Below are 23,902 nucleotides of genomic sequence, written 5' to 3' on the forward strand. Positions count from 1 at the left end.
ATGGATAATAGTTTTGATTCTTTATTAAATGCATCGGCTGTACCACAGGATGAAAAGGTACAGGCATTTATTGCGGAAAGCAAAAATAACAGGAATCGCTGCTATGAGTTGTCAGAGCAGGTAACCGCACAAGTGGCAACGGATGGGAAAATGCTGCAGAAGTATCTGGATGTACAGAGTACCTTTGATCGTTATACTACCAATAATGCACTTCTGATTCTGGCACAAAGACCAGATGCACAGAAATTAGGTGACTATGGATACTGGAGAGATCATGGATTTTATTTAAAACGTATGGAACGACAGAATCCAGTTCTGATTTTAGAACCGGGAAAAACATATAAGCGTGAAGATGGTACAGTTGGAAATTATTATAATGCGAAAAAGCTATATGATATTTCTCAGACAACAATGTCCGATACTACAATTCAAAAGTCAGAATATGAAGAACATGATTTAATCCGGGCGTTAGTCAGTACCCCTCCGGTAAATATTGTTGCAGCAGAACCAGAACAGATGCCGGATGAAAAAGGAGCATTTTTCAAACCAGAAGAAGGCTGCATTTATGTAAGAAAAGGGATGAGTGCACAGGAGATTTTTAAGAGTCTTGTGCCGGAATTGGTATTTGCCGGATATGCGGATGGGAATCCGCACTATGATAAAAATGAAGATGCATTTCATGTATCGTGTGCGTCTTATATGTTGTGTAAAAAATATGGAATAGATACCAGTCGATATGATTTTTCACATGCACCAGAGTTCTTTGAAAAAATGGAGACTCAGGAAGTGCGGGCGGAACTTTCCAGAGCCAGAGATGCAGCGAATGCAATTTCTGCAAGAATGGCAAAGGTACTGGATCAGAATCGAAATGCAACTTACCGACAGTCAGAGACTGAAAGACCAGAACAAGACAGTCCTGAAAATGAGAAAGCCAAGAAAGAAAATCCAGAGCCAGAAAAAAAGGAACCGAAATCCAGAGGACAGCATAGGAAAGAAGCACGCTAGAAAAATTTGGGAAAGGAGAATGCAAAATGAGCAGTGATACGATTACGTTAGAACTGGATAAATATGAGAGTGGCGTAGTGTTCCATTCCCTAAAGGACAAGCGGAATCAGATGCTGAAAGAGGGAAAAGATACGGAGCTTGTCGATGATGTTTTAATGAAAGTCATTGAGAAAATCGAAGTACCGTCGGAGAAGGAAAAGCGAGGACGCAGAAGCCATGAAGAACGATGATGAGCAGAGCAGTCTGATGGTGGCGGTAATTGGAATTATCCCGGTTATCTGGTTTGCGTTACTTGTCGCACCTTATCTTTCGTCTGGTCTTATGGGGATTCTGGATGGAGTCCCGGAAGCAATGAACCATCCGTTTTCCATTCGGTTATGTGGGGACAGTGTAAAAACTGTCCTTATTTTTTTGCTGTCTTACGGCATGGGAATCGGGATTTATATTTCTACCAAGAAACATTACCGACGAGGTGAAGAACATGGGTCTGCAAAATGGGGGAATGTGAAGAAAATCAATCGCAGATACAGGGAGAAGCGATTTACAAAAAATAAGTTGCTGACCATGCATGTACGAATCAGCTACAATATGCGGAAACATTTGCGAAATGTATTGACAGTTGTGATTGGTGGTTCCGGTTCAGGAAAGACCAGATTTTTTGCAAAACCGAATCTGATGCAGGCGAATACTTCTTTTGTGGTTTTAGATCCCAAAGGGGAAAATCTGAGAGATACCGGGTATCTTCTGGAAGAAAAAGGTTATGAAGTAAGAGTGCTTGACCTGATAAATATGGAAAAGAGCCATTGCTATAACCCGTTTGTATATCTGAAGGACGATAACGATGTGCAGAGACTGGTAACGAACCTGTTCAAAGCGACTACACCAAAAGGCAGTCAGTCTAACGATCCATTCTGGGATACCGCAGCTTCTATGCTGTTGTTGGCACTGATTTTCTATCTGAGATATGAAGCACCGGAAGAAGAACAGAATTTCCCGATGGTAATGGAAATGTTACGTGCCGGAGAAGTCAGAGAGGACGATGACCAGTACCAGTCACCGCTTGATGAATTGTTTGAGCGGTTGGAAATGAAGAACCCGGAACATATCGCAGTAAAGTATTACAAAGATTATCACTCTGGTAGTGCCAAGACATTAAAATCCATTCAAATCACATTAGCAGCAAGACTTGAAAAATTTAACTTATCCAGTCTGGCAGCACTGACCGCAACGGACGATTTAGACCTGCCATCACTGGGAGAGCGAAAAGTGGCTTTATTTGCGTTAATCCCGGACAACGACACCAGTTACAACTTTCTGGTGTCAATTTTGTATACCCAGTTATTTCAGCAGTTGTTCTATCTGGCAGACCATAAATACGGCGGGAGACTTCCGGTTCATGTGCATTTCCTCATGGACGAATTTGCAAATGTTTCACTGCCTGATGACTTCGATAAGATTCTGTCTGTGATGCGTTCCAGGGAAGTGTCAGTCAGTATTATTTTGCAGAATCTGGCGCAGTTAAAAGCATTGTTTGAGAAGCAGTGGGAAAGCATTATGGGAAATTGTGATGAATTTTTATATTTAGGCGGCAATGAGCAGGGAACACATAAATATGTCAGCGAACTTCTTGGCAAGGCAACGATTGACACGAACACCTATGGAAAGTCAACGGGACATTCCGGGAACTATTCCACCAATTATCAGAATACAGGGCGGGAGCTGATGACACCCGATGAAGTTCGCATGTTGGATAACCGATATGCGATTCTTTTTATTCGTGGAGAAAGACCAATTTTAGACGAGAAATTTGATATTTTAAAGCACCCCAATGTGGGACTTACAACTGACGGAAACGGAAAACCATATCTGCATGGAGCAGTTGACCGGGCAGTGGCAAGTATTTCACTGGGAGACAGCTTGGAAGGCGAGTTCACAGATGATTCTCTGGAAGTGGAAGATTATGAATTATTATCCGATGAAGATCTGGAAGAAATCATTCAGAAATATCAGTAAATCCAAGAAAAATATATAGGAGGCTATCAAAAAAATGAAGTTAGATATGCGAAAGAAGCAGGAGAAGAAAGAAACAACAAAATCAACGAAGAAGCTGCCAATGACAGCAAAAATGAAACGTGCCATGGCAGTGTATATTGCAATGGTACTGATTATGACAGCAGGAGCAAGTACCGTATTTGCGGCAGACGATCCACTGACCGTTATCAATAATCTGTCCACGTTTATCTTTGGACTGATTCGTGCCATCGGAATGATTTTGTTGGGATTTGGAATTGTGCAGGTCGGTTTATCACTGAAATCTCATGATCCAAGCCAGAGAGCGAATGGATTCCTGACACTTGCAGGCGGTGTTATTATTACATTTGCAAAAGAAATCCTGAATCTGATTACAGGTTAAGAAGAATAGGAAATAAGGAAACGGGACGGTGCAGGTCCGAAAGGAATCGCACCGCCCAGGCTAAGACAGGAGGTGTTTAGAAGGTGTCAGATAACTGGGTAGTACAGAACTTGCAAAATGCCTTGGATACCTGGAACAGCAAACTTGCAGAAATCTGGCAGATACTCACACAGTCACCGGAAACCTTTAAGGGTGGCGGTATCTGGCAGGTGATTGTGCAGATCCATGGAGCATTGCAGGCAATCGGCTATGCTTTGTTAGTGCTTTTCTTTGTAGTCGGAGTGGTCAAGACTTGTGGAAGTTTTACAGAGGTAAAAAGACCGGAACATGCATTGAAAATTTTTATCCGTTTTGCGATTACAAAAGGCGTAGTCACGTATGGACTGGAGCTGATGATGGCATTATTCAATATCATACAAGGAGTGACCAGTACGATTATGCAGACCGCAGGATTTGGAAGTACGGAAGATACCGTTTTACCGGACGAAATCATAGAAGCGGTAGAAGATTGTGGATTTTTTGAAAGTATTCCTCTATGGGCGGTGACGTTGATCGGTGGACTTTTTATTACAGTTCTGAGCTTCATTATGATTATGAGTGTATATGGAAGATTTTTTCGATTGTATCTTTACACAGCGATTGCACCGATTCCATTATCTTCATTTGCAGGAGAGCCGAGTCAGAATATCGGAAGAAGTTTTTTGAAGTCATACGCAGCAGTGTGTCTGGAGGGAGCAATCGTGGTACTTGCCTGCATTATATTTTCATTGTTTGCATCATCACCGCCAGTTGTCAATCCAGATGCAGCAGTAGTCACTATGGTGTGGAGCTATATTGGAGAGTTGATTTTCAATATGCTTGTACTGGTCGGTGCGGTGAAGATGTCAGACAGGGTAGTGAGGGAAATGATGGGATTATAAAAAACAGAGTATGTATGGTAAGAAACCGTACATACCCTGTTGTATGTTATGAGCCTATTCTACAATGTCTTTGCTGTCATTATATCTCATATTTCCCTGAGAATCGAAATGAACAGAATCTAATGGAATCCCTCTTTGTCTGGCACGAGAAATCTGGAAGGACATATCGTCTTTCATAGCTTTGTAGTATTGATGTTCCTGCCACTTGCGTCGCAGAGCAGAAATCCAGCTAAGAACAGAAAAGGCAGTCAGCAGATAGAGGATTGCAAATGCTAGTTTCTCATGGCTTGCTGCCCATGGATTCAGAATCGTGGAAACAGCAAGGAAGTATAACAGCGGTAAGGTCAGATTTAATCTGGCAGCAATCCGAAACAGCAGAGAAATCAGGAATAGAGCAACGGTAACAACAAGTGAAATCATAACAGTGATTGGCATAGGTCAGTCCCCCTTTCATTTACCCAAAGTGTAACAGAACAGGAAAAATATAACAAATGTGCGATTTGGAGGTGTATCGTTTTGGAAGTAAAAATTAACAAGGAAATCAGGGATTACACAGAGGCAATCTTTTTCGGATTGTCCCTGAGACAGTTTATCTTTTCAGGATTAGCCTGCGGGATTGCCGTTGGGCTTTATTTTTTGCTTCACCCATACATGAGTATGGAAACAGTGAGTTGGATTTGTGTACTGGGAGCTGCCCCATGTGTAGTGTTCGGGTTTGTAAAATATCATGGAATGACAGCGGAGCAGTTTATCTGGGCATGGATAAAATCAGAAATCCTGATGCCGAAAAAACTGGTGTTCCGGTCAGAAAATCTTTATTTTGATGCGGTAGAACCAATCATTAAAAAATATGAGAAAGAAAGTCTGAAGAAGGAGGGACGCAAGAAGAATGATAAAAACGCTGAGTAATATTTTCAAGCAGGATAAAGAAAAATTTGTAATTCCAAGAAGCGTACAGCAGGTAATTCCCATCGAGACTATCTGGTCTGATGGGATATTTAAAATCGGGAGAAATAAATTTGCACGTACTTATAAATTTACGGATATCAACTATGCGGTGGCAAGCAAAGTAGATAAGGAAACCATGTTCCTGGAATATATGGATTTATTAAATTCTTTCGATTGCGGTGGAACAACAAAAATAACGATCAATAATCGCCGCTTGAATAAGGTGGATTTTGAAAAAGCAATTCTGATTCCGATGCAGGAGGACGGACTGGATTTATATCGGAAAGAGTACAACAATATGCTTTTAGATAAGGCAACCAGTTCCAACAGCATGGTGCAGGAAAAATATGTGACAGTATCCTGCTATAAGAAAACAATCGAAGAAGCCAGAACGTATTTTGCACGAGTGACAACAGAGCTGAACAGTCATTTTGCAAGATTGGGTTCCAAATGTGCAGAGGTAAATGGAGAAGATAAGTTACGGATTCTGCATGATTTTTACCGTACAGGAGAAGAATCTGGTTTCCATTTTGATATTCAGGAGAATATGAGAAAAGGACACAGCTTTAAAGATTATATCTGTCCGGATACCTTTGAATTTGAAAAAGATTATTTCCGCATGGGAGATCGTTATGGAAGAGTACTTTTTCTTCGTGAGTATGCTTCTTACATCAAAGACGATATGATAGCAGAACTGACCGACATGAATCGAAATCTGATGTTGAGCATTGATGTGATTCCGGTTCCGACTGATGAAGCAGTACAGGAAGTGGAAAAACGTCTGCTTGGTGTGGAGACAAATATCACGAACTGGCAGAGACGGCAGAATGCCAACAATAACTTTTCCGCAGTGATTCCTTATGATTTGGAACAGCAGAGAAAAGAAAGTAAAGAGTTCATGGACGATTTAACCACACGTGACCAGCGTATGATGTTCGGTATACTGACTATGGTGCATACGGCAGAATCGAAAAAACAGCTTGATGCAGATACGGAAACACTTCTGACAATCGGACGGAAAAAGTTATGCCAGTTTTCTGTTCTGAAATTTCAGCAGATGGACGGACTGAATACAGCACTACCCATCGGACACCGGAAGATTCCGGCAGTCCGCACACTGACTTCGGAGAGTGTAGCAGTGTTGATGCCATTCCGGGTGCAGGAGATTATGGACGCAGGAGGTATCTATTGTGGAGAAAATGCAATCTCCCATAACTTAATCATGTGTAATAAAGAAAAACTGTTGAATCCAAACTCATTCCTTTTGGGTGTGCCGGGAAGTGGAAAATCCTTTAATGCAAAAATGCAGATTGTATTCCTGGCACTGGCAACGCAGGACGATATCCTGATTTGTGATCCAGAGCGAGAGTATGCATCATTAGTTGAAGCAATGGGCGGAGAAGTGGTTCGCATTGCTGCAGGAAGCCGGGACCATATCAATGCAATGGATATGGTAGACGGATATGGAGATGGCGGTGATCCAGTGATTGAGAAGTCACAGTTTATTTTATCTCTGTTTGAACAGTTGGATAAAAAAGGAATCAATGCAAAGGAACGTTCCATTATTGACCGATGTGTGGGAGAAGTTTATGAGGAATATCAGCATGGCGGAGCAGTGCCGACTTTGCGGGTGTTGCGTGAAAAATTTTTAGAACAGGAAGAACCGGAAGCACAGGATTTGGCACTGGTATCAGAATTATTTACCAATGGAAGTCTGGACGCATTTGCACATGAAAGTAATGTTGATGTGAATAACCGTATCATGGTATACGACATTCTGGATTTAGGAAAACAGTTAAAGACCATGGGACTTCTGGTAATCACTGATGCAATGTTGAACCGGGTAACGGAGAACTGGAAACAGGGAAAGCGAACCCATATTTTTTTAGACGAGTTTCATGTAGTATTTGAAAATGAGTATTCCGGAGCATTTTTTAACTCTGCATGGCGAAGATTTCGTAAGCGTAATGCATTCCCGACAGCAATCACACAGAACGTGGAATATCTGTTAGATTCTGTTCTTGCAAGTACGATGATTTCAAACAGTGAGTATATCGTGATGCTTAATCAGGCAGAGCCGGACAGAGCAAAACTGGCAACACTACTAAATATCTCCACAGAACAGATGGGATATATCACAAATGCAGATGCCGGTTGTGGTTTGGTGAAATACGGAAGTTCGCTTGTACCGTTCGTCAATAGATTTCCAACCAATACAAGGTTGTATAAACTGATGACCACAAAGCCGGGAGAGGACAGTATCAACCGGGGAAGAATGTAAAACTAAAAATATTTTGAATAATGAAAAGCAACGCACTGGAAATCGTCACAATTTGTGGCGTTTTTTTAGTGCCGGAAAAGGAGGCAACTATGTCAGAAATCAGATTTTCATCAAAGGAACACGAAAAGTTTTTTTATTAGATGTTAGCAAAATGCGGAAAGCACGACAGTTATTACAGTTCATTTTTCTATTGTGTGGGAATTTCTAAAGATACCAGAAATCATGTTGATCGCATGTTTGATTTTAAAGAGCGTTTGATTAAACCAGAAGCATTGCATGAAGGGTGGCAGACAGGCGGTTCGGCACGATTGACCAGACTGGCTTTCAACTTGTGGAATGGATATGTGGAGAAGGGAGAAGAAAGTCTGTCTACTCCATATGAGATGTTCGATTGCGGTTATGCACCATATTTCTATGAAGCAATCCGCATAAAGTACCCGGAATACTGTCGGGACTTGCCACAGGTGAGCAAAAAAGAAACTAATCATGAACGCTAGATAAAGATTCAAATGGAGAAAAGCGATGGATCGTAAGATAAAAACACGCCAAGTCCATAAGGATATTAAAGTATTAGATAAGACAGTTATAGTGACAGACCATATCAAGCAGTCCTATGTCAGAACAAAAGAAAATATCATGCAATCGATGGAGAAATCTAGTGATAGAGAGAATAATCCGGTAGGTTATGCAGAAGATGCGACCAGCAAGTATGCTGACCGCATCTTTCACGAAACAGGGCATCAGGTACGCAGACAGGCAGAAAAGCTTATTGAACGGAAGAAAGAGAAAGCTTCTGTTTCTTCGGCAGGCGAAGAAACAGTTTACCAACCGAAAGAACAAATACGACCAGTACCGCCTTTAGGCGAAGAAAAGGCACAGGAGCAGGGGAAAGAACTTGCTGTCAAAAAAATCAAGACCATTGAACGGGATAAAAGAACCATCAAGACCGGTAGAGCATCGGAACAGGTAGTAAAGAATACCGGAAAAGGTACCATTAAGACTTCTGGGAAAGCGGTCAAGACTGCAGAACAAACAGCAAGGACCAGTATCAAAACATCGGAGCAGACAGCAAATGCTTCTGTCCAGGCAATGCATTATTCCATGAAAAAGGCAGAAAAAGCAGTGCAGACAGCAAGACAGACAGCACGAGATACCACAATTGCAGTGAAAAAGACAGCAAAAGCGGTAACACATGCGATAAAAGCGTTGATGGAAGCTACAAAAGCATTGTTAAGTGGATTGACCGCAGGCGGTTGGATTGCAGTGGTGATATTGATTATCGTCATTTTATTTGGTGGATTTCTTTGCATGACAGGCGGGGATAATTCCAGTACAGTTTCTTCTGTCAGTGCAGAAGTAGAAGCATACGAACCACTAATCCGTCAGTATGCAAATCAATATGGTATTGGAGAATATGTGGAACTGATCAAAGCGATTATGATGCAGGAATCCGGTGGGAGAGGACTTGATCCGATGCAGTGTTCAGAAGGGAGCTTTAATACAAAGTATCCCAGACAGCCGAATGGAATCACGGATCCAGAGTATTCGATTTCCTGTGGTGTGCAAGAAATAAAAAGTTGTCTGGAACGTGCAGGAGTAAAAAATTCTCTGGATATGGAAAATATTAAACTGGCATTGCAAAGTTACAATTATGGAAATGGATATCTGGAATGGGCGAAAGCCAGAGGTGGATATACCCTTGCAAATGCAGCAGAATTTTCCGATATGATGGCACAGAGAATGGGGTGGAGCAGTTATGGAGATAAGCAGTATGTGCCGCATGTGCTTCAGTATTATGCATTTGGAAGAATCCCGACAGGCATCGGTAATCAGGCAATCGTTCAGGTAGCAGCATCTCAGGAAGGAAAAGGCGGAACAACCTACTGGAGTTGGTATGGATTTGGAAGCCGAGTAGAGTGGTGTGCCTGCTTTGTGTCATGGTGTGCAGACCAGAGTGGTTATATCCAGAGTGGAGCTATTCCAAAATTCTCTCTTTGTTCGGACGGTGTGAAATGGTTTGAAAGTAAAGGCAGGTTCCGGGACGCAAGTTATACCCCGGCGGTAGGAGATATTATTTTCTTTGACTGGGGGAATAATGGAACGATTGACCATGTTGGAATTGTAGAGAGTGTCAGTGGTGGAACCGTCAATACCATAGAAGGTAACAGTGGAGATAAAGTGGCAAGACGAAGTTACAGTATCGGAAGTAGTAATATTTATGGATATGGTGTTCCGGCATATTAAAAGGCAGGAGAAAAAGTGTGATAGTCTAATGGTGAATCTGGAGTATACAATTCCTGAAAATAGACTTGACTTTCAAATATTACAAGCGTAAGATTTAAGAAACAAAAAAATTAGAAGAAAGGAATATCTATGAAAAGAAGACGAAAAAAGCAAAATATCCAAAAATCTTACATTTGTAAGATTTTTGGGCTGATAGTAGCTATAACAGTAATTGCTGTTTCAGGAGGTATTTTATTAAAAAGGACTATAACGGAATCACCAGAAAATACACTTATGGAATATATGAACCATATTGAAAAAAAGGAATATGAAGTAATGTACACTATGATAGATTCAGATGAAAAAGTTTATCTGACAAAAGAAGAGTACATACAACGAAATTCTAAGATATACGAAGGAATAGAGGTCAGTGACATTAAAATCAGTCATATAGCTGTGAAAGAGAAAAAAGCAGATACAGTTACGCTTTCGTATGAAACATCATGTAATACAATTGCCGGAACGATACAATTTGACAATATGGCGGAACTGAAGAAGACGAAACAGGGATATAAATTAGTATGGCAGGATAGCCTGATTTTTCCAGATTTAGAGAGTGATGATAAAATAAGTGTTACTACATCAAAAGCGGAGAGAGGAGAAATATTAGACCGAGATGGTAAAATGCTTGCAGGAAAAGGAGTAGCAACATCAGTTGGCATTATACCGGGAAAGCTGGAAGACAGGAATGTATCTATTGAAAAAATAGCGGAGTTATTAGAGATAGATGTAGAAACAATAAATAACAAACTCACAGCAAAGTGGGTAAAAGAAGATTCTTTTGTACCAATTGAAACTATTCCGAAAGTAGAAGAAATAGATTTAATGAAAATACAGCCAGAAGAAAAGACACTTGAGGAGCAGGATTGTCAGAATAAACTTTTGGAAATTCCAGGGGTTATGCTATCAGATGTGGAAGTTAGAACCTATGAGTTAGGGGAAGCAGCAGCTCATTTAATTGGTTATGTACAGTCTGTAACAGCAGAAGATTTGGAAAATCATCCAGGGGAAGGATATTCAGCTGAAAGTGTAATCGGAAGATCTGGGGTGGAAAAGTTATACGAAAAGCAATTAAAAGGAAAAGATGGTTGTGATATAAAGATTTTGGATAGTGATGGGGAAGTAAAAGAGGTTCTTGCAAGTATTTTTAAAGAAGATGGTATGGATATAAGATTAACGATAGATTCCGATTTGCAAAAATCATTATACGAGCAGTTTAAAGAAGATCCGGGGTGTTCTGTCGCAATGAATCCTTATACGGGAGAAGTATTGGCTTTGGTAAGTACCCCATCTTATGATAATAATGAATTTATACGGGGCTTATCATCAGAGAAATGGACATCATTAAACGAAGATGAAAAGAAGCCATTATATAATCGTTTTCGTCAAGTATGGTGTCCTGGCTCAACATTTAAACCAGTTGTGGCAGGAATTGGGTTGAAAACGGGAAGCATAGATCCAAAAGAAGATTTTGGAAATGAAGGTTTGGCATGGCAGAAAGATTCGTCTTGGGGATCTTATCAAGTGACAACACTTCATGAATATGAACCGGTTATTATGAAAAATGCAATTATCTATTCTGATAATATTTATTTTGCAAAGGCAGCTCTTAAAATTGGTAGTGAGAATTTCATGAATACTTTAAATGAAATAGGATTTAATCAGAATATGCCGTTTGAGATTGCGATGCAGGAATCAACATATTCCAATACAGATAAAATAGAAACAGAAATACAATTGGCAGATAGTGGTTATGGGCAAGGGCAGATTCTTGTAAATCCATTACATCTGGCAAGTATTTATACTTCATTTTTAAATGAAGGGAATATGATAAAACCGTATTTGAAATACAAAGAAGAAGCATCTGGTGAAACATGGATAGAAAATGCGTTTAGCAAAGAAAATGTAGAAGAAATTATGCAAGGGGTGGAAGGTGTTGTAAATGATCCGGAAGGAACCGGATATGCTGCACATCGTGACGATATTTTGCTGGCTGGAAAAACAGGGACAGCCGAGTTGAAGGCAACGAAAGAAGATACTTCTGGCAAAGAAATCGGGTGGTTTTCGGTGTTTACGGCAGATAAAAGCGTGGACAAACCAATTCTTCTTATCAGTATGGTTGATAATGTGAAAGGAATCGGTGGAAGTGGTTATGTTGTTAAAAAGGATGCAACCGTATTGGAGGAATATTTTGAAAAATAAAAAAATTTTTACGGGGAATTATTACATATGTAAGAAATTTGCGATGATATTGATAGTTCTTATTGTTTTTACAGGGTGCGGACAAAATCGAATTACGGAAAAAGAAGAAAAGAAAGAAACCGTAGAATCTGAAATGAATGCAGAAGTAAAAAAAAACAGTGCAAACTTTTCGGTCTGTTTATATGAAGGAGAAGTCGGAGTTAAATACATTAAAGGTGAAAAGAAAAATTATCAATTGTCTGGAAGAAAAAGGATATGCGGCAGTAGATTGTGATAATCAGATCGATATGGTCAATCGTGAAAAAGTAGAAGAATTTTGCAAGGCAGCGGAGAAAGAAGAACAGGCAACAGTAGATATTGTACAACCGAACAGAGATTCGCTACAATATTAATATTTCTGGTGATAAGGAGATGGGAAGATGAGACAATGTATGGATGCAGATAATCTGCACCGAAGACTGAAGAAAATAATCGGACAGGTTCAGGCAATCAGATGTACTGGTATCACTGGCATTAATTGCATCAGTCTGTATTGGTGAAAATTTTGCAGCAGGCGAGGTCTTTCTGGTTCAATATTCCATTAAAGCGGCTTAAGAAGGTTATGGTTGTAATGGCAGCCGCCAGGATATCACTGACTGGTTCTGCAAGGAAAACTGCAAATACCTTATCAGATAAAAAGAGCGGCAGGATAAAGATCAGAGGGATCAGCAGGATCAGTTTTCGCAGGCATGCAAGAAGCAGACTGATCTTTGCCTGTCCGAGTGCCATAAAACTCTGCTGGCAGCTTATACTCCCGGAAAGCAGGAGACAGCAAGAGAAGATTTCAATAACAGCAGAAATTATGTATAATTATGTTGTAGGTACAAAAATAGTGTGACAGCGAGGTAGAGAAAATGGAAGAGCAGATAAAAAAGATTTATGAAAAGCAGAAAAATGGACGCATCAGGATGATACGGAATGTGCTGTTGATTTATGCAGCATTGATCTGTGTGGTGAGTATTTTCAAAGGAAATCCGTTCCCGCATCAGGAGACAGTACTCTTTTTCGATGTGAAGCAGCCGGGCTGGGTCACGACAGATCCCTGGCTTCTGTGGATTTGCGTGGTGGTTGATCTGATTGCAGGTATATTCATTTTAATCAGGGACATTCTCAGAGATTTTTCAAAAATTGACCGGATTCTGTCACAGCAATGTGATGCAGAAAAATATTCAGAAATGCTGGAAGAGTTGATAAAGTACGGAAAGAGCTTGGATTATCATGGATTTCAAAAAAGTGTCATGCTGATAGCTGAGTCTAAATATGTAGTTGCACTGATCATAAATGGGCAGTTGCAGAAGGCAGAAGAGTATATAAAGAATGAATGGGAAGGAAAAAGAGAGGGACGTTCCTGGCAGCAGGTCATGACGAATCTCGAACTGTCGAAGAAATATCAGGAGAAAGATGCGGCAGGTTATTCGGCTACATTAGAAAAAGCAGGGAAAGTATTTCAAAAGAATCCACTGTTTATGGCAAAAAATTTGATGCTGAAAGGTGAAGATGAGGCAGCAGTAAGATTACTGGAAAATGATACGGAAAAGTTGCCTTATTATGAGGTTACACGCAGATTCCTGCTGGGAGTATGTTACTACCGAATCGGAAAAGAAGAGCAGGGAAAAGAATGTATGGAATATGTAATTGGGCATGGAAATACGTTGAAGTGCAAAGAAGAAGCGGAAAAATATGTAACAGTGTAAGTAAGGATGTTCTTTAAAATGACAGGGTAACAAAAATGGAGAAGATATAGAGGATGGTAATAAAATAGGATATATCGCACATAAAGATGGTGAATCTGGAGTATACAATTCCTGAAAATAGACTTGATTTTTAAATATTACAAGCGTAAGATTTAAGGAACAAAAAAATTAGAAGAAAGGAATCGGTGGAAGTGGTTATGTTGTTAAAAAAGATGCAACAATATTGGATGAGTATTTTGAAGAATAAAAAAATTTTTATGTGGAATTATTACATATGTAAGATATTTGCGATGATATTGATAGTTCTTATTGTTTTTACAGGGTGCGGACAAAATCGAATTACGGAAAAAGAAGAAAAGAAAGAAACCGTAGAATCTGAAATGAATGCAGAAGTAAAAAAAACAGCGCAAACTTTTCGGTCTGTTTATATGAAGGAGAAGTCGGAGTTAAATACATTAAAGGTGAAAAGAAAAATTATCAATTGTCTGGAAAAAAAAGGATATGCGGCAGTAGATTGTGATAATCAGATTGATATGGTCAATCGTGAAAAAGTAGAAGAATTTTGCAAAGCAGCGGAGAAAGCAGAACAGGCAGCAGTAGATATTGTTGTTGTATTTGATGAAGGGGAAATTATACAATATCATTTAGAGTCAATGAATGGAAAGATAAATGTTCGATTATGTCAGGTTAAATGGAAGGATAATAGCCCACAGGCTAATTATTATGATGAATATGAAGCATATGAGTGGAAATATACAGAAAAAGGATACTTGTTTCTGGAGGAATATCACCCACCGGGATTTGATGGAGCACCGGGTGAAACTGGATTCAGAGTGCAGCCATTAGATAAAACATGCCGGGAATTGAATCGAAAATATGTTATGCCGTTGGGGTATGCACTTAATAATCTGTTGATTACAAATTGGGATAACCAGAATTATACGGAACTTGATTTTTATGATCTTTATGAAAAAATGTATTATATGAAATATGGAAAGCAAGTTCCATATGAAGCAAATTATGGTGGAGCAGAATATGAAGTTCCAAAAGATGAGTTTGAAGAGGTTATAAAGACCTATTTACCATTTAGTAATAGCGAGATTGAAAAAGGAACTTTTTATAACTCTGATAATAGAACTTTTAGATACAGACCGCGAGGGTTATATGATTGTGAATTCCCATATGAGCCATATCCGGAAGTTATATCATATGAAAAATTACAAGATGGAACATTAAAACTTACGATAGAAGCAGTATGGGAAATCAGAATGTTAGATCAGGCAATCACCAGTGAATTGATGATAAAACCTATGGAAGACGGAAGTTTCCAGTATTTATCAAATAAGGTAATCAGTTCAGATCAAAATGCAAATGCAGGGTGGTATATGCCAAGGTTAACAGAAGAAGAGTGGGAAGAGAATTACAGTAATAATTAGGGGGCAATATGAAAAGAAAAAGTATTTTGTTAGTACTTTGTATAGGAATGATTCTGACTTCCTGTGAAAGTAAGATATCGTTAAACAGCACAGATGTAAAAAATGAGAAGAATCAGAAAAACACTACCATGGAAAATCCGGATAAGGGATATAATCTACCAATCGATGAAGACAAGAAAAAGGAAGTTGTGAACGATTGTGAAGAAATTATGGGCATTGTCCGAGACATTTATTCTGAATATAATGGAATACAAGAAGCAGATCAGAACACTGCTGAGCAAATGATGAATCGGATGAAAGAAATTATCAAACAAAATGGGAATCCGGTTATTGGTTCCGATCATTATTCTGTTATGGATAATTATCAGAAGATGGAACAATTTTTAAAATCTGCAGAACAAGAAGAAAAAGGAAGTGTAATTTTATATGAAGCAGATACAGATGGTGGAATTACCAGAAAAGAATATAGTTATGATGGAAAAGAAATGAGTGTGATGTCCGCAAAAATGATCTGGAGTGAGGATACAGAGCCTGTACTTACATACATATCGCTATCAAAAATAAAAGAATGGGCATATACTGAAAATGGGAATTTCTGTTATGAATTATGCGTACCTGAACCACCGGAAGTGACAGAGATTGTAGATGGAAGTTGTATTATCCGGGTAAAGCCTTTGAGTGAGGAGTGTCGGGAATATTTAAAAAAATATGTGAGTACGTTCGGCTATCAAGGAAACAATCTGTTATGTTCAAACTGGAATGCGGAGGATATGCAGGGGTTGGATTATAATGGACTTTATGAATATTTTTATCAAATGAAATATGGAGAAAAATTTACTGCAGAAAAAGAGGTTGTGGGAATTCCAGCAGAAGAGTTCGAAAATGTAATTATGACATATCTTCCTGTTACAAAAGAAGAATTGAAAGAATGGGCGGTCTACGATGAACAAAGTAATAGGTTTATCTGGGAACGATTGGGATATGGTAATTATTCACCAACACATTTTGGCTTGTCTTTACCGGAAGTAACAGAAGTCAGGCACAATGAAGATGGAACCATTGTTTTGACAATTCATGCAGTATGTGATTCTGTTGTATGTAATGATGTTGTTATTACACACGAACTTACGATGAAAATTCAGGATGATGGAACGATTCAGTATGTTGGAAACAGGATTTTAGATAATGGTATTGATAATATACCGAGGTATCAGTACCGGTTAGGTAATTTGCAGAATTGATCAGTAGAGAAGAAATAAATAAAGAGAACTGATAACGGGAAATTATGCTATCAGTTCTCTTTATTTATTTCCAAATACCAAGATTAGAAAGTACAGATTTTGTTATTTCGGTAGCCTGACTTCCAGTTGCACCAGAAGAGGATTGAATATTTGTTGCGAAGTAGTAAGTATTATTCGATGTTTCAATGTATCCGATAAACCAGCCATTGACATCCTTACCATTGACACGCCCGGTTCCTGTTTTCCCGTAAAGAGAACCGGAAGAAGTAGTGGAAAGCAGCAGAGCTTTTTTTACTGCCTGGATATTTTTACTGTCAAAATGAAAATTATTTTGATAGAAATCCTGTAACAATTCCACCTGTTCTATGGGTGATATCTTCAGAGAGAAATCTGTCCAATAGAGATTTAGATTTGTTCCAGTATTCTGATTCCCATAGTTTATTGTCTGTAAAAATGTTCTTACGGCTTCAAAACCTGCCTGTGAATCAATTGCCTGAAAATACCAGTTTACGGAATTATGTATAGCCGAGGTTAAATCTTGATCGGCTTCCCATGAATTAAAAGGATATGGTTCTCCATTCCATGTGAAAGTGGAATGTTCTGGTGTAATAATTCCAGATTCCAAGCCAAGTAATGCATCATATATTTTATAAGTCGAATTCGGTGATACACGTGTGGAAGCATGCTCCATATTATAAATATTCCATTTATCAGCAGACTGATCATATAAAACAAAACTTCCAGTGTAGTCCCCAAAATTGGAAGAAAGATTTAGCTGAGTAATATTCTTTTCGGTTGTGTCAAAATGATACCCAGTCTGATCAGAAGCATAAGCAGAAAGTATGGGAATGCATCCAATGATGATAGTAGAGACGAATATGCATATAAGATATCCACGAATTTTTTGTTTAAAAGTAGGTTGGTGGAATGATGCAATATTTAAAATGCGTCCTTTTAACTGTTTTATATTTCCACTAATTCCCATAGTAAGAGGGAATGGAGACAGAGCTATTGTTTCGGCAAAGTTAATCAGTGTATTTCCATATGACTTGTATTCTGTTTCTTTCAATAATTGTAATACAGCACTGTCGCAGGCAAGTTCCCGTTCCTGTCGTATTCTTTTTAGAAAATACCAGATTAGGGGATTGAACCAGTAGAAAACATTTACTGTATTTATCAAATATCCAATTAGAATATCTTTATGCTTGTAGTGCTGCAGTTCATGAAGAAGCATATAGCGAATATCAGTTGCGCTTATAGTTCCAGCGTTAAAATCTGAAATCAAGTGAATTGGAAGATAAATGCGAGGATGCAGGAAACCAGCCAAAACAGGAGATTTCAAAAATGCTGTACTATAAATCGGAATGGTATGCTTGCTGTTCACTTCGTTTAAACATTCTATATAAAGAGCGTTTAGTTCTTCATTTTGAAGAGGTAAAGCAGAACTATGTAAGGCTTTTACTTGTTTTACTGAGCGGTAGAGAAGAAAAAACATTATGAATATACCGATACTCCAGAAAAATACAAGTAATGTGTGAATAAAAGTTGGTATTTGGGTGCTGACAGAGACAGCAAAATCATTTATTTTATCCAAATTATAACCATTACCAGAAAGAAAAGTGGTTTGAATGTCACCATTGGTACTTGAACTGGCTGTCAGCAAATGTCTCCACGATATAGAAGATGGGGCAGAGTTTATCGGTAAAAAGGGAACAATTAGAACGGCAAGAAATATAATCGAAAGATTATATTGCATACATGCGGATAATTGCCTTTGCAATAAATTTTTTAATCCCAGTAAACTACCTAAAAAAATACAAATGATGGCATTACAGAGTAAAAATCGAAAACTAAAATATATCAAAATATGCTCCTCCCATGGTTAATGATTGGAAAGAAGATTCCGTAAGCTGGCAATGTCTTCTTCAGACAATTTATCATCCTCAATGTAAGAGGCAAGCATAGAAGTGATATTATCATTATAATATCGCTTTAAAAAAGAATTACTTTCCTGCCGAATATATTCGTCTTCCTTGACCAATGGAGTATAGACAAAAACCCGGCTTTGTTTTTCATAGGTTAGTGCTTTTTTAGAAACGAGACGTTTAATCAATGTCTGAATTGTTTTAGGACTCCAACTGGAAATTTGTGTTAATTTTTCAGTAATTTCATTGGTGCTGATTGGTGCGTATTTCCAAACGATTTTCATAACTTCAAATTCAGCTTCTGAAATTTGAGGCAGATTGCTCATGTGATATTCCTCCAAATCTTACAAATGTAATAAAAATATTATATATCTTAAAAGGTTATTCTGTCAACGAAATAAAAACTTGACTTTAAATCTTACAGATGTAATAATAGATAAAAATTACACTTGTAAGATTTGAAATGTGAAAGGTTTTTATAAAAATGGGAAGGGTAGTTGTTGTAACATTTGATGAAAATGAGGAAGAAAAATTAAATGAATTATTACATTTTCTGTCTGCTAAAAAATACTCTGAGATGCCTGATAAACAAAATAGGGTACTTGATTACGGAGCATTAAAAATAAATGCGGAATATCGTTCTGTAGAAAGTAATGGTGAGCTGGTTCAATTGACGAATTATGAATTTGAAATATTATATTTGCTGGCAAAAAATCCAGGACGGATATTTTCAAAGGAACAAATATATACACAGGTGTGGAAAGAACCATATTATGGGGCAGAAGATAATGTTATGGGCATAATTCGGAGAATCAGAAAAAAGATTGAGCCAGATTCTGCAAAACCAAGATACATTTTAAATGTATGGGGTATGGGATATAAATTTAATGGTGAATTGATGAAATGATGGAATATAAAATTGGGCATAATAAGTAAAGATACCAAAAAAAGCAGGAGAAATTTTTATGGAAAATGATATTTGGAATGAAATATCCTCTTTTTTGAACCAGTTGCGTTGTGAGAATATAAACAGAGAAAGTTATATCTATTTCCAAGAACTTGCAAATATTCAGTTGAAGAAGAAAATGGAAAAAGAAAAGGTGAATAAACTTCTCGATCATATAAGTTATGAGGACAGGGAGAAGTTGAAGCAATATGGAGAAATTTTGGAAGAAGAAGCGTTTGTGTCAGAACAAAGGGCATATTGTCAAGGATATGTAGATTGTATTCAGTTATTGGCTGGTTTAGGACTCTTGAAAAAATCGACGGATATGGAAAAAATAATTAGCGAGATGAAAAGCAATTAAGTGTGTCGTGGAGGAAAATGTAGTATTTGATAGATAAAAGGATGTTCGTAAAGAAGAAACAGTTATGTTATATCAAGTTGTAATGATATAGCATAACTGTTTTTAACATATGGTAATAGTATTTATTCCACTAATTTTAAATATCGGTAATTATCAGCTATTTATCGGTATTTTACAAGTTTTATTTTGTATCATTAGTAGTGTCTACGTTAGAAATAAAAGGATTAGAATCTAGCAGAGCTGTCGTAGTTGCAAGAATTACCTGTAACTGATAATCATTGCACTGATTTAAGAGCCGAAGAATCTGATCATATGTAGAATTATTTTTATTTTGATTTGGATAAACGTAGTCATCAGCAGAAATATTTAAAGTCTGCATGGTTTTACAAAATAATTCCAGACTGGGACCGCCTTTATGGCGTTCGAGGTCTCCAAGATAAGCCGCCGATATTCCGAGTTTTTCAGCAAGAGCTTCTTGTGTTAAATGCATTTCCATACGCCCTTGTTTTACTAAAGTGGCAAATAATGTTTTTGGAATATCCATGTTTGTATACCTCCATAAACTTAGTGTATTACCCAAAATTTGAAAAGTGAAAAGGGTGTAACATTAGAAAAAACACAGGGTATTACCCGATGAATGAGAAAGCATACAAATCTCTTTCGGTTAAAAAAACAGATTCCGAAAGAGCAGTATTTGTATGCTTATTTTCTTTTCCGGAATCTAACCGGAGAAAATATGGTTCTTAGCAAGAGTTCAGCTAAAAAATTCTGTTCAACAGAAGGTATTCAATTAAAAAAATCTCAACAATTTCATTAGTAAATGTTGGAATTGAAACTAGGGTAAGAGCCAATAATGAATCCAGGGTAATAAAATATCGAATTAAATGCGTCCATAGGAGTGAAATCTGTCAGGGCGTTTTTTGTTACCTAAATATTGAGAATGAGCAATTCAAAATAAGGTCGATTGTTCGTATTCGTGCCCCGCCTACTGATCTGAATTCAAAAAAAATTCAGATTGGAGGAAAGGTCATGGAAGGCAGACAGCCTAAAAGAAGAAAAGATAAATATAACCCATATGAAATCTATGAGAAGGACGGAAAATATTATGTTTCATTTCGTAATGGTGAAAAAGAGTACAAGGATTTGGAAATAGGAAAGAATGTATATGAAGCTTTTAATACGTTTGAATTGCAGGATGTGTCGCATATGAATGTTGTGGACAGGCATCTGGAACAGTCAGAAATCTGGGATTCCAGTTTATATGAACGGATATTTCAGAAAGAAGAAAATGTAGAGAATACGGTTCTGAATAAACTGGAAGCGGAACGGTTACATAGTGCAATTCAGCAGTTGTCGGAAATTCAGAGAAGACGATTGATGAAGTATTATTTTGAAGATAAGAAATATGAGCAGATTGCACAGGAAGAAGGATGCTCTTTTCAGATGGTAGCAAAGTCTGTAAAAGCAGCAATCAGAAATTTGAAAAAGATTTTGAGATAGTGGGTTGAAAAATAGCATTTAAGTGAGGAAACAGGTGGAAAGAGAAATATTTTGATCCACCTGTTTCTTCTTTTGTCACGAAAAGACTGGGGAGCGGGAAGAACCTTGACAAATTCATATACATTCATCAGGCACATTCCTGTTGTTATCGTGATGAGCGTAAGCCACATTAACAAATACGCCATAACACAGGCTGGGTAAAGACAGCGAAATCCCACCCGTATACTTCCTTTTGGTTTCAGTTTGTATTACCCGGACTGTTGAGCGAAAAATATCTGGTTATAACTGTCAGATTGCTTCTGGCAGGGCGATGACAGACAACAGGCATAATGATACTCCTGTCCGGTCATAAAGTCGTGTATACAAAATATTTCTTTGATGCCGCAACAAGTGAGGGCAGCTTCAGGAGATCCCTGGAGAGGAAAACTCCCAATCCCATATATTTATTTTAGATAAAATCCTGTGGAGCTGATTAGCAGTCAGTCGTCTGATGATTTCCCAATTACAAGTCGGGGCGTCGGGGACAAATAGGCTTGTATTTTACATATTTAGGGATAACAACAGTTAGAAAGACGAGAGGAGATATAGCAAAGATGGAAGATAGGAACGTCAAGCGTGGGGATATTTATCACGCCGACCTTGATCCTGTATTTGGAAGTGAACAGGGCGGTTATCGTCCGGTGCTGGTGATTCAGAACAATATAGGAAATAAATACAGTCCGACAGTGATTGTGGCAGCAATTACTAGTAAAGAAAAAATGAAACTGCCAACACACATTGCAGTCCCGGAAATGGAAGGGTTAGAAAAAGATTCTGTAGTGCTGTTGGAGCAGCTTAGAACTTTGGATAAAAGACGGTTGGAAAATTATGTGTGTACCTTAGACCGCACTGAAATGGAGAAAATCAATAAAGCAATCAGGAGAAGTACCGGGATACCGAAGATAATTGAAAAACCGTTAGTCGTGAGCCTGTGCAGAGTATGTGCAGGCAATTTTTATGATGTGCCGGGACATTATATCCGGCGAGTGAATCCAGAACAGCGATATAAGGATACTTGTATGTTCTGTAATGTCCGGAATGGGTACGACTATTATATAGGAAGAAAGAACAAGTAACACGTAAAAGTCAAGTGTGCGATTTGAAAATTCGCACATTGGACGATGCAGACGAAAATGGATATCTTAGTGGTGTAACGTTTTTAGATGTTACACAGCTAAAAACTACCGGTAGTGAAGCGCAAAGATTAGGACGAGGAGGATAACGTCATGGCAATGATAGAGAATGAAGTGGAAAAGAAAGTATATAAAGTAGAAGATGTTCAGAATTTGCTTGGGCTGGGACGCTCCAAGGCGTATGAATTTATAGAAAATGTTTATTATGATAGAAAACCATTCCGGGTGTTGAAGATTGGCAGATCTTATCGTATCCCATGCAATTCTTTTGATAAGTGGCTGAATGGAGACGAGGAGAGAGAGAGAGTGAGAGCAGAATGAAACAGAAAGAAACGCAGCAGGAGACAATGTCAAAGGAAAAGAGAGTTGTCTTTTTTGAAGGAAAATCATGGTATCACAGAACCAAAGAGCTGCAGGACGATCTGACGACAAAATATGGGAAAAAAGGTGGCTTTGAAACGCCGGAAGAAGCAGAGAAAAGTTACTGGGAATATGAAAAAAGATACCAGAAGAAGCAGAGAGATCTCCAGATTGCAAAAATGCAAAAGACAGATGTGATGCTTGGGGATTATCTGGAATACTGGTTTGAAAATATTTTCAGTCCGAGAATTGAGACAACCACGAGAATGGTTGGAGCATATACCTTATATAATCTGATTCTTCCGAGTATGGAAGCGGATATCAAATTAAAATACATTTCAGTAGAGTATTTAGATGCTCTACTGGAACGTGTCGCGAAAATCTGTCCTTCAGCGGGAAATAAAGGGCGGGAGCTTTTGAGCATCGCCATGAAAGATGCAGCAGGAGATAAGTTCATAAGCTATAATCCAATGCCTGAGACAAAGCCATATCCGAGAGTAAAACCAAAGGTAAGGGTATTAGGCAAAGAAAAATTGAAGGTTTTTCTTGAAGCTGCGAGCAAGAATCCTTGGTATCTGGAAATTTTACTGGGACTGTTTTGTGGATTACGAAAAGGAGAAATTCTTGGATTGAAATTTCAGGATTTTGATTTTGAAAAACAGACCGTCAGAATTAGCAGACAGCTTGTTGGAAACCTGAAACTGAAAGAAAAAGAATTTACGGTTACGGAATATGCTGTTATTGAAAGGAATCCAAAGACTGAGAACAGCTACCGGATATTGAGAGTGCCAAAAGTGGTGATGCAGGAAGTAAAACGCAGACAGCAGTTGATTGAATTGCGAAAAACTGATCCGGGCATAGAATACAAGAATTTTGATTATGTATGTTGTCAGGAAAATGGCGAACCCCGATCATTAACGGCAATGAATCAGGCACTTACGAAAATCTGTAACAGAAATGGATTGGCAAATATCACCGTACATGGACTCAGACATATGTTTGCGACCATTTTAATTGAGCTTGGAGTTCCATTGTTTAAAATATCTGGTCTGTTAGGTCATAGTTCCGTTCATACGACTTACGAATATTATTGTGAGATTATGGACGAGCAGGATAAGATTATTGCATTTGTAAATAATACATTTGTACCACAACGAACGGGAACGGAGGGATAGC

At 38.3% G+C, this 23,902-nt stretch carries 24 protein-coding genes and 2 pseudogenes; 21 read left to right on the top strand and 5 right to left on the bottom strand.

Annotated features, from left to right (window positions below; genetic code table 11):
• From NQ508_RS04415 to NQ508_RS04435, 5 genes are all read left to right on the top strand, one after another.
• Positions 1 to 1,005 (top strand): hypothetical protein, encoded by a 1,005-nt coding sequence (locus NQ508_RS04415; protein ID WP_006426174.1) that lies wholly within the window; start codon positions 1 to 3, stop codon positions 1,003 to 1,005.
• A 26-nt stretch (positions 1,006 to 1,031) separates the two neighbouring features.
• Positions 1,032 to 1,235, top strand: coding sequence for a hypothetical protein (locus NQ508_RS04420; protein WP_006426173.1), 204 nt, complete (start codon positions 1,032 to 1,034; stop codon positions 1,233 to 1,235).
• Positions 1,222 to 3,018 (top strand): VirD4-like conjugal transfer protein, CD1115 family, encoded by a 1,797-nt coding sequence (locus NQ508_RS04425; protein ID WP_006426172.1) that lies wholly within the window; start codon positions 1,222 to 1,224, stop codon positions 3,016 to 3,018. The genes NQ508_RS04420 and NQ508_RS04425 overlap by 14 nt, the downstream gene beginning before the upstream one ends.
• A 34-nt stretch (positions 3,019 to 3,052) precedes the next feature.
• A complete protein-coding gene (locus NQ508_RS04430) occupies positions 3,053 to 3,418 on the top strand; it encodes a hypothetical protein (RefSeq protein ID WP_006426171.1) in 366 nt (121 codons plus the stop codon).
• Positions 3,419 to 3,501: 83 nt separating this feature from the next.
• The gene (locus NQ508_RS04435) at positions 3,502 to 4,338 is read left to right on the top strand and encodes a VirB6/TrbL-like conjugal transfer protein, CD1112 family (RefSeq protein WP_021740711.1); all 837 of its coding nucleotides are present in this window, start codon (positions 3,502 to 3,504) and stop codon (positions 4,336 to 4,338) included.
• A gap of 54 nt (positions 4,339 to 4,392) precedes the next feature.
• Here the strand turns inward: NQ508_RS04435 and NQ508_RS04440 are convergent, their stop codons facing one another.
• A complete protein-coding gene (locus NQ508_RS04440; RefSeq protein ID WP_006426169.1) occupies positions 4,393 to 4,773 on the bottom strand; it encodes a hypothetical protein in 381 nt (126 codons plus the stop codon).
• Between the two features lie 81 nt (positions 4,774 to 4,854).
• On the opposite strand from NQ508_RS04440, the gene NQ508_RS04445 reads away from it, so the two are divergent.
• The 7 genes and pseudogenes from NQ508_RS04445 to NQ508_RS14240 form a co-directional block, all read left to right on the top strand.
• Positions 4,855 to 5,247, top strand: coding sequence for a PrgI family protein (locus NQ508_RS04445; RefSeq protein WP_026649386.1), 393 nt, complete (start codon positions 4,855 to 4,857; stop codon positions 5,245 to 5,247).
• Entirely contained in the window at positions 5,228 to 7,567 is a 2,340-nt protein-coding gene (locus NQ508_RS04450; protein WP_006426167.1) for a VirB4-like conjugal transfer ATPase, CD1110 family, read from the top strand. The genes NQ508_RS04445 and NQ508_RS04450 overlap by 20 nt, the downstream gene beginning before the upstream one ends.
• A gap of 140 nt (positions 7,568 to 7,707) precedes the next feature.
• Complete coding sequence (locus tag NQ508_RS04455; protein ID WP_242654644.1) at positions 7,708 to 8,064, top strand: DUF6075 family protein; 357 nt, start codon at positions 7,708 to 7,710, stop codon at positions 8,062 to 8,064.
• A 25-nt stretch (positions 8,065 to 8,089) separates the two neighbouring features.
• On the top strand, positions 8,090 to 9,811 hold the full coding sequence (locus NQ508_RS04460; RefSeq protein ID WP_006426165.1) for a lysozyme family protein: 1,722 nt from the start codon (positions 8,090 to 8,092) through the stop codon (positions 9,809 to 9,811).
• 129 nt (positions 9,812 to 9,940) lie between these two features.
• Positions 9,941 to 12,052: a penicillin-binding transpeptidase domain-containing protein gene (locus NQ508_RS04465; protein WP_006426164.1), complete on the top strand. Its 2,112-nt coding sequence runs from the start codon at positions 9,941 to 9,943 to the stop codon at positions 12,050 to 12,052.
• Positions 12,053 to 12,267: 215 nt separating this feature from the next.
• Positions 12,268 to 12,444 (top strand): DUF6070 family protein, encoded by a 177-nt coding sequence (locus NQ508_RS04470; protein WP_172676572.1) that lies wholly within the window; start codon positions 12,268 to 12,270, stop codon positions 12,442 to 12,444.
• A 27-nt stretch (positions 12,445 to 12,471) separates the two neighbouring features.
• Positions 12,472 to 12,543: pseudogene (locus NQ508_RS14240) on the top strand (metal-sensing transcriptional repressor); the annotation flags it as partial.
• A gap of 31 nt (positions 12,544 to 12,574) precedes the next feature.
• Here NQ508_RS14240 and NQ508_RS04480 read toward each other — a convergent pair.
• A pseudogene (locus NQ508_RS04480) lies at positions 12,575 to 12,841 on the bottom strand (hypothetical protein); the annotation flags it as partial.
• A 104-nt stretch (positions 12,842 to 12,945) separates the two neighbouring features.
• Here NQ508_RS04480 and NQ508_RS04485 point away from each other — a divergent pair.
• The 3 genes from NQ508_RS04485 (at position 12,946) to NQ508_RS04495 (ending at position 16,462) form a co-directional block, all read left to right on the top strand.
• A complete protein-coding gene (locus NQ508_RS04485) occupies positions 12,946 to 13,785 on the top strand; it encodes a DUF2721 domain-containing protein (RefSeq protein WP_026649394.1) in 840 nt (279 codons plus the stop codon).
• A 380-nt stretch (positions 13,786 to 14,165) separates the two neighbouring features.
• Positions 14,166 to 15,221 carry a DUF6070 family protein gene (locus NQ508_RS04490; RefSeq protein WP_259829099.1) on the top strand — a complete coding sequence of 352 codons (1,056 nt, stop codon included), beginning with the start codon at positions 14,166 to 14,168 and terminating at the stop codon, positions 15,219 to 15,221.
• Positions 15,222 to 15,229: 8 nt separating this feature from the next.
• Positions 15,230 to 16,462, top strand: coding sequence for a DUF6070 family protein (locus NQ508_RS04495; protein ID WP_006428648.1), 1,233 nt, complete (start codon positions 15,230 to 15,232; stop codon positions 16,460 to 16,462).
• Between the two features lie 64 nt (positions 16,463 to 16,526).
• Here NQ508_RS04495 and NQ508_RS04500 read toward each other — a convergent pair whose 3' ends face one another.
• Together NQ508_RS04500 and NQ508_RS04505 are read right to left on the bottom strand one after the other, a co-directional pair.
• The gene (locus NQ508_RS04500; RefSeq protein WP_080543156.1) at positions 16,527 to 18,326 is read right to left on the bottom strand and encodes a BlaR1 family beta-lactam sensor/signal transducer; all 1,800 of its coding nucleotides are present in this window, start codon (positions 18,324 to 18,326) and stop codon (positions 16,527 to 16,529) included.
• Between the two features lie 18 nt (positions 18,327 to 18,344).
• Positions 18,345 to 18,713 (bottom strand): BlaI/MecI/CopY family transcriptional regulator, encoded by a 369-nt coding sequence (locus NQ508_RS04505; protein WP_006428645.1) that lies wholly within the window; start codon positions 18,711 to 18,713, stop codon positions 18,345 to 18,347.
• Positions 18,714 to 18,871: 158 nt separating this feature from the next.
• On the opposite strand from NQ508_RS04505, the gene NQ508_RS04510 reads away from it, so the two are divergent.
• Positions 18,872 to 19,294, top strand: a complete 423-nt coding sequence (locus NQ508_RS04510; protein ID WP_006428644.1) for a winged helix-turn-helix domain-containing protein — start codon at positions 18,872 to 18,874, stop codon at positions 19,292 to 19,294.
• A 58-nt stretch (positions 19,295 to 19,352) separates the two neighbouring features.
• Positions 19,353 to 19,694, top strand: coding sequence for a hypothetical protein (locus NQ508_RS04515; protein ID WP_006428643.1), 342 nt, complete (start codon positions 19,353 to 19,355; stop codon positions 19,692 to 19,694).
• Positions 19,695 to 19,875: 181 nt separating this feature from the next.
• Here NQ508_RS04515 and NQ508_RS04520 read toward each other — a convergent pair whose 3' ends face one another.
• Positions 19,876 to 20,238 (bottom strand): helix-turn-helix domain-containing protein, encoded by a 363-nt coding sequence (locus NQ508_RS04520; RefSeq protein ID WP_006428642.1) that lies wholly within the window; start codon positions 20,236 to 20,238, stop codon positions 19,876 to 19,878.
• 485 nt (positions 20,239 to 20,723) lie between these two features.
• Between NQ508_RS04520 and NQ508_RS04525 the strand changes: the two genes are divergently transcribed.
• The 4 genes from NQ508_RS04525 to NQ508_RS04540 all read left to right on the top strand — a co-directional run bounded on the left by NQ508_RS04525 (position 20,724) and on the right by NQ508_RS04540 (position 23,901).
• On the top strand, positions 20,724 to 21,194 hold the full coding sequence (locus NQ508_RS04525; RefSeq protein WP_006428637.1) for an RNA polymerase sigma factor: 471 nt from the start codon (positions 20,724 to 20,726) through the stop codon (positions 21,192 to 21,194).
• Between the two features lie 593 nt (positions 21,195 to 21,787).
• A complete protein-coding gene (locus NQ508_RS04530) occupies positions 21,788 to 22,309 on the top strand; it encodes a type II toxin-antitoxin system PemK/MazF family toxin (protein ID WP_006428635.1) in 522 nt (173 codons plus the stop codon).
• A 150-nt stretch (positions 22,310 to 22,459) separates the two neighbouring features.
• Positions 22,460 to 22,687, top strand: coding sequence for a helix-turn-helix domain-containing protein (locus NQ508_RS04535; RefSeq protein WP_006428633.1), 228 nt, complete (start codon positions 22,460 to 22,462; stop codon positions 22,685 to 22,687).
• Complete coding sequence (locus tag NQ508_RS04540; RefSeq protein WP_006428631.1) at positions 22,684 to 23,901, top strand: site-specific integrase; 1,218 nt, start codon at positions 22,684 to 22,686, stop codon at positions 23,899 to 23,901. Before NQ508_RS04535 ends, NQ508_RS04540 begins: the two co-directional genes overlap by 4 nt.
• Position 23,902 lies beyond the last annotated feature (1 nt).

It is taken from the genome of Dorea longicatena (assembly GCF_025150085.1).
GTDB classification, from domain to species: Bacteria; Bacillota; Clostridia; order Lachnospirales; family Lachnospiraceae; genus Dorea_A; species Dorea_A longicatena.

Bases quoted from the DNA above. Each gene is read 5' to 3' on its own strand.
- NQ508_RS04440 (WP_006426169.1), bottom strand. From the start codon at position 4,773: ATGCCAATCACTGTTATGATTTCACTTGTTGTTACCGTTGCTCTATTC.
- NQ508_RS04535 (WP_006428633.1), top strand. From the start codon at position 22,460: ATGGCAATGATAGAGAATGAAGTGGAAAAGAAAGTATATAAAGTAGAA.
- NQ508_RS04520 (WP_006428642.1), bottom strand. From the start codon at position 20,238: ATGGATATTCCAAAAACATTATTTGCCACTTTAGTAAAACAAGGGCGT.
- NQ508_RS04510 (WP_006428644.1), top strand. From the start codon at position 18,872: ATGGGAAGGGTAGTTGTTGTAACATTTGATGAAAATGAGGAAGAAAAA.
- NQ508_RS04425 (WP_006426172.1), top strand. From the start codon at position 1,222: ATGAAGAACGATGATGAGCAGAGCAGTCTGATGGTGGCGGTAATTGGA.
- NQ508_RS04495 (WP_006428648.1), top strand. From the start codon at position 15,230: ATGAAAAGAAAAAGTATTTTGTTAGTACTTTGTATAGGAATGATTCTG.
- NQ508_RS04525 (WP_006428637.1), top strand. From the start codon at position 20,724: ATGGAAGGCAGACAGCCTAAAAGAAGAAAAGATAAATATAACCCATAT.
- NQ508_RS04485 (WP_026649394.1), top strand. From the start codon at position 12,946: ATGGAAGAGCAGATAAAAAAGATTTATGAAAAGCAGAAAAATGGACGC.
- NQ508_RS04415 (WP_006426174.1), top strand. From the start codon at position 1: ATGGATAATAGTTTTGATTCTTTATTAAATGCATCGGCTGTACCACAG.
- NQ508_RS04515 (WP_006428643.1), top strand. From the start codon at position 19,353: ATGGAAAATGATATTTGGAATGAAATATCCTCTTTTTTGAACCAGTTG.
- NQ508_RS04430 (WP_006426171.1), top strand. From the start codon at position 3,053: ATGAAGTTAGATATGCGAAAGAAGCAGGAGAAGAAAGAAACAACAAAA.
- NQ508_RS04540 (WP_006428631.1), top strand. From the start codon at position 22,684: ATGAAACAGAAAGAAACGCAGCAGGAGACAATGTCAAAGGAAAAGAGA.
- NQ508_RS04505 (WP_006428645.1), bottom strand. From the start codon at position 18,713: ATGAGCAATCTGCCTCAAATTTCAGAAGCTGAATTTGAAGTTATGAAA.
- NQ508_RS04420 (WP_006426173.1), top strand. From the start codon at position 1,032: ATGAGCAGTGATACGATTACGTTAGAACTGGATAAATATGAGAGTGGC.
- NQ508_RS04460 (WP_006426165.1), top strand. From the start codon at position 8,090: ATGGATCGTAAGATAAAAACACGCCAAGTCCATAAGGATATTAAAGTA.
- NQ508_RS04450 (WP_006426167.1), top strand. From the start codon at position 5,228: ATGATAAAAACGCTGAGTAATATTTTCAAGCAGGATAAAGAAAAATTT.
- NQ508_RS04530 (WP_006428635.1), top strand. From the start codon at position 21,788: ATGGAAGATAGGAACGTCAAGCGTGGGGATATTTATCACGCCGACCTT.
- NQ508_RS04455 (WP_242654644.1), top strand. From the start codon at position 7,708: ATGTTAGCAAAATGCGGAAAGCACGACAGTTATTACAGTTCATTTTTC.
- NQ508_RS04490 (WP_259829099.1), top strand. From the start codon at position 14,166: ATGAATGCAGAAGTAAAAAAAACAGCGCAAACTTTTCGGTCTGTTTAT.
- NQ508_RS04465 (WP_006426164.1), top strand. From the start codon at position 9,941: ATGAAAAGAAGACGAAAAAAGCAAAATATCCAAAAATCTTACATTTGT.